The sequence below is a fragment of the Protofrankia coriariae genome (assembly GCF_001017755.1).
GTDB lineage: Bacteria > Actinomycetota > Actinomycetes > Frankiales > Frankiaceae > Protofrankia > Protofrankia coriariae.
Genome location: NZ_JWIO01000013.1, coordinates 98,887 through 108,034 on the forward strand (window position 1 = coordinate 98,887; position 9,148 = coordinate 108,034).

The window sequence follows — 9,148 nt, forward strand, 5'->3', positions numbered from 1 at the left end:
GCGGGCCGCCGGCCCCGGCGGAGAACCGCTGGTTCCGGCAAAGAGCATGATCTACATGGGTGCCGTAATGCATTGTGCCGCTCCTGGACATACATTGCGCCGCTCCTGGACGAACATTGCGCTGCGCGTTCCTGGACGACGCTCCCGGACGAACGGCTGCCCTGGGACGAGCAGGCGGCCAACAACAGGTGGTTGTGGTCCAACGGGTGGCTGTGCGCCGGGCCCGAGGCCGGTGGGGACCGGACCAGGCGCCGCGGGTGCGCGGAAATTCGTGAATCCGTGCACGTCGGCCCGCACATCCGGGGGGATGCCGCGGATAGCATGATGGTCATGCAGCCGTGGCTGTGGTGGTTGGTGATCGCCGGTGTTCTTGGGGTGGGCGAGATGCTTACCCTTGCCCTCATTCTCGGGATGACCGCGCTTGCGGCCCTGGTGGCAGGCGCGGTCGCCGGGGTCGGCGGCCCGCTGCCCGTCCAGCTTGTCGCGTTCGCCGCCACCTCTGTGGTGCTGTTGCTCGGGCTGCGGCCGGTCGCGCGCCGTCACCTGCACCAGGCGCCGGCCGTCGCGACCGGTACCGATGCGCTGATAGGCATGACCGGTGTCGTCCTTGAGCCTGTTAACGGTGACGGTGACGGACGGGTCAGGATTCGCGGTGAGATATGGTCGGCCCGCGCGACGATCGACGGTCAGGTTCTTGAACCGGGCACGAGCGTGCGCGTGCTGCGCATCGACGGCGCCACAGCCATCGTTCACCCCGCGCAGCTGTAGCGGGCCTTGGGACCGGGGAGGCGTCGATGGCCGGGCTGATCGCCACCGCGGTCATTCTGCTGGTGTTGCTGGTTTTTCTCAGCCGTGCGGTGCGGGTTGTGCCGCAGGCCCGGGCGGTCGTGGTCGAGCGGCTGGGCCGATACCACCGGACCCTCACCCCGGGCCTGGCCCTCGTCATACCCGTCGTGGACCGGATCCGTGAACGCGTCGACCTGCGCGAGCAGGTGGTGACCTTCCCACCGCAGCCAGTGATCACCGAGGACAACCTCGTCGTGGGTATCGACACGGTGATCTACTTCCAGGTCACCGACCCGCGCGCGTCCACCTACGAGATCGCCGACGTCATCAGCGCGATCGAGCAGCTCACTGTCACGACGCTGCGCAACGTGATCGGTAGTCTGAACCTGGAGCAGACCCTGACCTCCCGTGATGAGATCAACACCAGGCTGCGCGGTGTGCTCGACGAGGCGACCGGCAAGTGGGGTATCCGGGTCAACCGGGTGGAGCTCAAGGCCATCGATCCGCCGTCATCGATCCAGGACTCGATGGAGAAGCAGATGCGCGCCGAGCGGGACCGCCGGGCGGCGATCCTGTCGGCGGAGGGCGTCAAGCAGAGCGAGATCCTGCGCGCCGAGGGTGAGAAACAGGCCGCGATCCTGCGGGCCGAGGGCGAACGGCAGGCGAAGATCCTCGCCGCGCAGGGCGAGGCGGAGGCCATCACCACGGTGTTCCAGGCGATCCACGCCGGCAACGCCGACCAGAAGCTGCTCGCCTACCAGTACCTGCAGACCCTGCCGCGCATCGCCGAAGGTGAGGCGAACAAGGTGTGGATCATTCCCAGCGAGCTGACCAGGGCGTTCGGGGGCCTCGCCGCCTTCGGCGGCCTCACCGACGGACCGGACCGGACGGATGGCGGGCAGGCCCGCTGACAGCTTTCGTCTCTTTTCCCCGCTCCGTCCACGCCGACGCCAGTATGCACGTACGGTCACCGTAGTGACGCCGCTGGCTGCTGCGTTCTCCTGACATGTCGGGGCCGGAAACTGGGAGCAGGGCCACAGCGGCGCCCGTACGGCCCCGACGTCTACCAGAGATCTGTCACCGCTGGATACGATCTAGGTTGCCGAGCTGATCGCGGATGCGGTTTCCGGCCGCGTCAGACGGTCGGCTCGCCCGGTCCGGGAGCCGACCGCGGGGGCGGCCAAACCGCGTCGCGGCCCGGCGCGGCTACCGGACCGGTACGTGTGGACCCGCAAGCGCCTGCGACGGACGTTGTGGGCGTCCTATGCCGACAAAGGGATGTACATGACGCCCACCGAGCAGCCGACCATCACCGACACGGACGATCTGTGCGTCGCGACGATCCGCACACTGTGTATGGACGCGGTGCAGGCCGCGGCCTCCGGGCACCCGGGTACCCCGATGGCCATGGCACCGGTGATCTACACACTGTGGCAGGAGTTCCTGCGCTTCGACCCCGACGATCCCGCCTGGCCGAACCGGGACCGGTTCGTGCTGTCGGCGGGGCACGCGTCGACGTTGCTGTACGCGACGCTGCACCTGGCCGGCGTCCGGGCGGTCGACCCCACCTACGAGACGCTCGGGGGGCCGGCGGTCACCCTCGACGACATCAGACGGTTCCGCCAGCTGGACGGGAGGTGCCCCGGTCACCCGGAGTACCGCTGGACGTCGGGGGTGGAGGCGACCACCGGACCGCTGGGCACGGGCGTGGCGACGGCGGTGGGCATGGCCATCGCCGGGCGCTGGCTGGCTGCGCGGTTCAACCGGCCCGGCTTCGACGTGTTCGACCACGACGTGTACGCGCTGTGCGGTGACGGCGACCTGATGGAGGGGGTCGCGGCCGAGGCGGCGTCGCTGGCCGGCCACCTGGGGCTGGCCAACCTGTGCTGGATCTACGACAACAACCACATCAGCATCGAGGGCGGCACCGACCTGGCGTTCACCGAGGATGTGGCCACCCGGTTCATCGCCTACGGCTGGAACGTCACCCGGGTCGGCGACGCCAACGACCGCACGGCCCTGGGCCGCGCCTTCGAGACGTTCCGCCGCGAACCGCACCGCCCGACCCTGGTCATCGTCGACAGCCAGATCGCCTTCGGCGCCCCGACCAAGCAGGGCACCGCCGCCGCGCACGGGGAGCCGCTGGGGGAGGAGGAGATCCGGGCGACGAAGCGGTTCTACAACTGGCCGCCGGACGCGCACTTCCTCGTCCCCGACGGGGTGTACGAGCACTTCGCCGCCGGTGTCGGGAAGCGGGGTCGGGCCGAGCGGGACAGCTGGCTGGCCCTGCTCGACCGCTACCGGGAGGCATATCCCGATCTTGCCAGCCAGCTCGACCTGATCTGGGGCGGGCAGCTGCCCGACGGCTGGGACGCCGACATCCCCGTCTTCCCCGCCGACGACAAGGGCCTGGCCACCCGGGACTCCTCCGGGAAGGTCCTCAACGCCGTCGCCGCCCGGGTGCCCTGGCTGGTCGGCGGCTCCGCCGATCTCGCCCCGTCGACGAAGACCCGGCTGACCGTCGACGGCGCCGGGGACTTCCAGGCCGCCAGCCCGGGCGGGCGCAACCTGCACCTCGGCGTTCGCGAGCACGCGTCGGCCGCGGTGGCCAACGGGCTGTCCCTGTCCGGGCTGCGGCCGCTGTGGTCGACTTTTCTGATCTTTTCCGACTTCGCCCGCGGTGCCCTGCGGCTGTCCGCGCTGATGGAGCTGCCGGTCATCCACGTGTTCACCCATGACTCCATCGGGGTCGGGGAGGACGGGCCGACGCACCAGCCGATTGAGCAGCTCGCCTCGCTGCGGGCCGTCCCCGGCCTGCTGGTGATCCGCCCCTGTGACGCCAGCGAGGTCGTGCAGGCGTGGCGGGTGGTCATGGGCCTGCGGCAGGAGCCGGCCGCGCTCGTCCTGAGCCGGCAGGCGCTGCCGACGCTGGACCGGGCCCGCTACGCCGACGCCGCCGGGCTCGCCCGCGGCGGCTACGTGCTGGTAGACCCCGCCGACGGCGATCCCGAGGTGATCCTGATCGGTACCGGCAGCGAGGTGCACCTGGCCCTGGCCGCCCACGAGGAGCTGACCGCGCAGGGGGTGCGCGTCCGGGTGGTCAGCCTGCCGTCCTGGGAGCTGTTCGAGCGGCAGCCCGCGCAGTACCGCGACCAGGTGCTCCCGCCGGCGGTCCGCGCGCGGGTCGTGGTCGAGCAGGCCGCTACGCTCGGCTGGGAACGGTACGCCGGCCCGGACGGGGTGATCATCGGTATGCGGACCTTCGGCGCGTCCGCCCCGCTGCGGGCGTTGCAGACCAAGTTCGGTTTCACCCCGCAGGCGGTGGTCAGTGCCGCCAGGCAGAGCCTGGCCGCCGTCAGCGCTGTTGGTGACCCGGCGTAGACCGCGAGGATCCGGATCCGAAGATTTCGGTCACGATGTCGACGGCCGGCTGGTTCCCGGGGGAGTCCGCGGGAGCCGGTCGGCCGACGGCCCGTCCCGGTGTTTCCGCGATCGTTCCCTGCCGATCGTTGTCGGTTGTTGTCGGTTGTTTTGCGCTCCGGGTGTCGGCTTGACCTGGCTGTGCGCACCTGAGACGGTGAACAGGCCCCATGGTCGTGCGAGCGATCCTGGGGTTTGGTTGTGCACAGGTTCGTCTGGTGTGCAGTTGACTGGGTACAGAGCTGGTTGGCACAGAGGTTGTACAGGGGCAGACGTGGTGGGTACCGGTAGGATTCTGCGTTTCGACGGGGTTCGTGGCTACGGTTTCATAGCGCCCGACGCTGGCGGCGACGATATTTTCATGCATGCAAACGATCTTCAAGATGAGAAGCATCTGTTCCAGCCCGGAACGCTGGTGGAGTTCGAGGCGGAGGAAAGCGACAGGGGCCCGAAGGCGTCGGTCGTCCGCCTGGCCCGTCGGGCCCAGGCCCGTCCGGCGCCAGCGCGTCCCCTGGCTTCCCCGAGCGCGGCCAACGGGCGTTCGGACGCCGATGACGACGACATGTGCGACGTCCTCACCGTCGGGGAGTTCCGGCACCTGCTGACCGAGACGCTCATCGAGTCGGTGCCGACCCTGACCGGCGGCCAGATAAGCCAGATACGGCAGCGGCTGACCACCCTCGCGCAGGCGCGCGGCTGGGTCGAGTCCCAATAACCGGCCCGCCCGGGCCCCTGCCGGCCCGGAATCTGTCGACCCGCGCCGGTGCCCGGGCACGTCGTTGCTGCCCGGACGCTGCGCCGGCCACACGGCTGGCCACGCTGCGCCGGCCGTACCACTGACCACACCGTGCGTACGGCCGGATCTGTGACGTTGCTCCGGCTGGCCGGTTCGCCTACCCGCGGGCGATCCGCCTGCCCGGCTGCGAAACACAGAAACACAACAGCGGAAAAAATGTTGTTGCCGGTCCGCGTCGGCTGTTGCACGATACGCACCGGTTATCCACGGAAGCGGTGTGTAGCGCCGTCACGCTGCGGCCAGCTTGTACCGTCTCGGCAGTCGTCCTGAGACGGCACGCGTAAATGATACGCACAGTGAGCGCTATACGTCGACATGCCGAGAAAACCGCCGCTTGCGACTACCGAAAGTAGTTCGCTACGTTGGCCGGGCTCTCAACAGCACCGGACCGCACGCCGAGTTCTGTCCACGGTCCGGTGTCTTCCGACTAGCGATCGTCAGGACAGAAGCGGGGGACCCACCTTTCCGCCGGACGCCGCCACCACAGTGGCCGTCCTTGGGGTGAAGTCGGCCGCGTGTATCCGCGCGTCGACCGGGCTTCCCGGCCCGAACCCGACAGCTAACCTCGCAGGCGTATGGGAAGGATCAGCGTTGCCTGCACATCAGGTGAATTCAGGTCCGGCTGCCGTACATCATTCCAATCCCAATCCCAATCCCAATCCCGGCCCCAGACGCGGTCGTCATCGCGCGCCCACGACCCGCTCCACCCTCGGCCGGATATCGGCGCGTACCGCGGTCGCCGCCGCGGCCACCGGCACTGTCGCCCTCTCCGGGCTGGCCTCGCCGGCCCTGGCGAACGACCGGGGCCTGGATACGGGCGGGACTGGCCGGACCGACGCCGCCACGACCAGTACGACCAGCACGAACGCTGCCCGGTCAGCCGCCTTTACGGTCACCCCGGCCGCCACCACGGGCACGGGCACGCTGGCGGCGCAACCGGTGAGTTTCTCGACGTCCTCCGCCAGCGGCTTCGGGGCGAAGCTCGTCTATCTGGCGTCGAAGCAGGCCGGCAAGCCGTACGTGTGGGGTGCCAAGGGGCCGCGGGCGTTCGACTGCTCCGGCCTCGTCCAGTACATCTACAAGCAGCTTGGCCGCAGCGTCCCGCGGACGGCCAACGCGCAGTACAACGCCTCCCAGAAGCTGTCGAAGAACGCTCGGCAGCCCGGTGACCTCATTTTCTTCGGCCGGCCGGGAGGCATCCACCATGTGGGTATCTACGCCGGGAACGGGATGATGTGGGCCGCCCCGCACACCGGGGCCGTGGTCCGGCTCCAGAAGGTCTACACCAGTAACTATCTGGTCGGCCGTATCAGGTGACCGGCCACCCGGGCCGGGCTGGCGGCCACGGGGTGTCCAGGAGCCCCGGGCGGACAGCGCGGGAAACCACGGGTGGACGCCACGAAAATTTCTCCCGGTTGTTTCCGGACAGTTTTTCCCGGAACCTCGTCGGATTCTTTTGGCTCCCGTTCCAGATGTTCGAAAAACGCCCGTAGAAGCGCATTGAATTACCCTTTTGGCGCCCTGTGGGCGACACCGGAGCCTCCTGAAACAATGCGGTAAACGGCCTGTTCGGCTACCCGAATAACGTTTTCCAAGCGGCTGGGAGAGAACTCGGGAAATATAGTTCTCGAGTTGTCCCCAGGGAGTACTGTGTCGGAATTTCCGGCAACAGGCGATCCTTTCGACGATACTTTTAGGTGAGAGTCTGATTATGGCCAGGGGAAGGCACAGAAAACCCGGTCGGTGCAACGGCGCCGCATTAGCGGGCACCGTCGGGCTCATCGGGACGACGGCTGGAATGATGCTGACCGCGGCCCCGGCCAGCGCGGCCGGGACGTCCGGGTCCGCCGTCGTCGCCGACACGACCATCGCCCGCGTCGCCGCGAACGCGGGGCTGCCCAGCTGCCGAGGGGTGCCGCTGGGCACCTGGGTGGCGGTGGCGCTCGCGGAGTCCGGTGGCAACGCCAAGGCGCGTAACGCGCGCGGTGAGGACTCCCGCGGGCTCTGGCAGATCAACGCGCGGGTCCACGCGAGCTGGCTGGCGGGTAGGAGCCTCTACGACCCGGCCACCAACGCGTGGGCTGCGAAGAAGGTGTGCGACAGCCAGGGCGTGCGTGCCTGGAGCGCCTACACCAATGGTTCCTACCATCGTTATCTGACGCGGGGAAACACCGCCGCGGCGGCGGTGAAAGCCAGCCCGGCGAGCGCGGCGAAAACACGGTCGAGCACCCCTGTCCCGGCCGTCAGCGGGATCAGCTACACCAGCCGGAACTGTTCGGTCCCATCGTCCGCGGCGACCGTGAGAAACGGCAGTAAACTGCGTACCGAGGTGGCCAGGGTACAGCAGCGGCTGACCGATCTAAGATACTCTCTCGCGGTCGACGGAATATTCGGTCCGCGGACCACCAGGGTGCTGAAGGATTACCAGCGGCAGCACGGCCTCGTGGCCGACGGAATAGTCGGCGCCCGCACCTACGCCCAGCTGTTCCCATGCGGCTGACAGCTGGGTGCTACTGACGGCCCTGGGTACCTCCCCCTCCCTCGGGTGCCCGGGGCGCCACCGTCCGCGGGCGGCCGCGGCCCTGGCCCACCAGGCCGGGGCCGCCCGCGGACGGTGCGTACCGCTGGACAACGGCCGTCAGGTCAGCGCCAGTTCCTGCGGGACGACGATGACGTCGACGAGCGCGCCGCGCCGCCACACGGTCAGTTCGAGCGGGCGGCCGATGGTGTCCTCGGTCATCAGCCGTTGCAGGTCCCCCGGGGTGGCGACCGGCTGTCCGGCGACGGAGAGCACCAGGTCGTCGGCGAACAGGCCGGCGTGACCGGCCGGGCTGTTCGCGACGACCTCGGCCAGCCGCACCCCGTGCCGCCGACCGAACCGCTCGGCCAGGTGTGGCGGCAGCGGTGCCCGGGTGCTGGCGACCCCCAGGTAGGCGCGCCGTACCCGGCCGTCGCGCATGAGCGCGGTGAGGATGCGACGGGTGGTGGTGTTGACCGGGACGGCGAGCCCGAGCCCGATCCCGGCGACGGCGGTGTTCACCCCGACGACGTGGCAGTCGGCGGTGACCAGCGCACCGCCGGAGTTGCCCGGGTTGAGCGCCGCGTCCGTCTGGATCACTTCGTCGATGACGCGGACGGTGGCGCCGGCCCGGGTGGGCAGGGAGCGCCCGAGCGCGCTGACGACCCCCGCGGTGACACTGCCGGTCAGGCCCAGCGGGTTGCCCACCGCGACGACGAGCTGACCAACGGAGAGCGTGGCGGCGTCGCCGAGCGTTGCCGGGGCCGGCGTGCCGCCGCGGGCCCGCAGCACCGCGAGGTCGGAGAGCGGATCGGCGCCGATCACGTCCACCTCGCTGTGGGTGCCGTCGGCGAACTCGGCCATGCCCGCCGCGCCGCCGCGGCCGGCCTGTCGTCCCGTGCGCCTCGATCCACTGTCGACGACGTGGGCGGAGGTGAGCAGGAAGCCGTCGTCGGTGAAGACCACGGCGGATCCGGCGCCCTCGCCGCGCGGCGTCCGTACCCGCAGGCTCGCGACGGCAGGGGAGACGGTTGCGGCGACTCGGGTGACGACCTGTGAGTAGGCATCGAGCGGATCCTGCATCCGGGCCTCCCATCCTGCTTACATAATTACGTCATTAGAAGCAGCGGATGACGCCCAATGTTCCCTGGGCCTGTTCGTTCCCCGTACTGGTCGCCCGGGGCGGCAGGGGCAGGATCTGTGCTGTGCTGGCTGACGCCGCGACCGACGGGGCCACGGCGGCGGGACGGCGGCGGGATGTAGGTTCACCGACGTGGTCGAGGTGTCCAGGCAGCGCTTCGAGGACCTGGTGGCCGAGGCGTTGGACAGCCTGCCGCCCCAGCTCGGCCGCCAGATGTCCAACATCGCGGTCGTCGTCGAGGACGAGCCGCCGTCACCGGGGCTGCTCGGGCTCTACGAGGGCGTGCCGCTGACACAGCGGGGTGACTGGTACAGCGGGGTGCTGCCAGACCGGATCACGATCTACCGGCGGCCGATCTGCGACCTGGGCCGCACCGAGGAACAGGTCGTCGAGCAGGTACGGGTGACCGTCATCCACGAGGTGGCCCATCACTTCGGCATCGACGACGGGCGGCTCGCCGAACTCGGCTGGGAGTAGGACCCGCCGG

General features: G+C 69.5%; 8 protein-coding genes and 1 riboswitch. Of the genes, 7 read left to right on the top strand and 1 reads right to left on the bottom strand.

All coding sequences use genetic code 11. From position 1 onward, the window contains the following. Positions 1–279: 279 nt before the first annotated feature. From FrCorBMG51_RS09960 to FrCorBMG51_RS09985, 6 genes are all read left to right on the top strand, one after another. Positions 280–768, top strand: a complete 489-nt coding sequence (locus FrCorBMG51_RS09960; RefSeq protein WP_338052726.1) for an NfeD family protein — start codon at positions 280–282, stop codon at positions 766–768. A 26-nt stretch (positions 769–794) separates the two neighbouring features. After that, positions 795–1,697: an SPFH domain-containing protein gene (locus tag FrCorBMG51_RS09965; protein ID WP_047222775.1), complete on the top strand. Its 903-nt coding sequence runs from the start codon at positions 795–797 to the stop codon at positions 1,695–1,697. A 373-nt stretch (positions 1,698–2,070) separates the two neighbouring features. Next, on the top strand, positions 2,071–4,167 hold the full coding sequence (gene tkt / locus FrCorBMG51_RS09970; RefSeq protein WP_047222815.1) for a transketolase: 2,097 nt from the start codon (positions 2,071–2,073) through the stop codon (positions 4,165–4,167). Positions 4,168–4,483: 316 nt separating this feature from the next. Then, positions 4,484–4,921, top strand: coding sequence for a cold-shock protein (locus FrCorBMG51_RS09975; RefSeq protein ID WP_047222776.1), 438 nt, complete (start codon positions 4,484–4,486; stop codon positions 4,919–4,921). 500 nt (positions 4,922–5,421) lie between these two features. Next, a riboswitch (cyclic di-AMP (ydaO/yuaA leader) is annotated at positions 5,422–5,590 on the top strand. Between the two features lie 3 nt (positions 5,591–5,593). Next, the gene (locus FrCorBMG51_RS33095) at positions 5,594–6,319 is read left to right on the top strand and encodes a C40 family peptidase (RefSeq protein ID WP_338052727.1); all 726 of its coding nucleotides are present in this window, start codon (positions 5,594–5,596) and stop codon (positions 6,317–6,319) included. Positions 6,320–6,803: 484 nt separating this feature from the next. Continuing rightward, complete coding sequence (locus FrCorBMG51_RS09985; RefSeq protein ID WP_338052728.1) at positions 6,804–7,502, top strand: peptidoglycan-binding protein; 699 nt, start codon at positions 6,804–6,806, stop codon at positions 7,500–7,502. Between the two features lie 138 nt (positions 7,503–7,640). Here FrCorBMG51_RS09985 and FrCorBMG51_RS09990 read toward each other — a convergent pair whose 3' ends face one another. After that, on the bottom strand, positions 7,641–8,603 hold the full coding sequence (locus tag FrCorBMG51_RS09990) for a S1C family serine protease (protein WP_047222778.1): 963 nt from the start codon (positions 8,601–8,603) through the stop codon (positions 7,641–7,643). Between the two features lie 190 nt (positions 8,604–8,793). Here FrCorBMG51_RS09990 and FrCorBMG51_RS09995 point away from each other — a divergent pair, with 190 nt between their 5' ends. Then, entirely contained in the window at positions 8,794–9,138 is a 345-nt protein-coding gene (locus FrCorBMG51_RS09995) for a metallopeptidase family protein (protein ID WP_047222779.1), read from the top strand. The last annotated feature ends 10 nt before the right edge of the window (positions 9,139–9,148 follow it).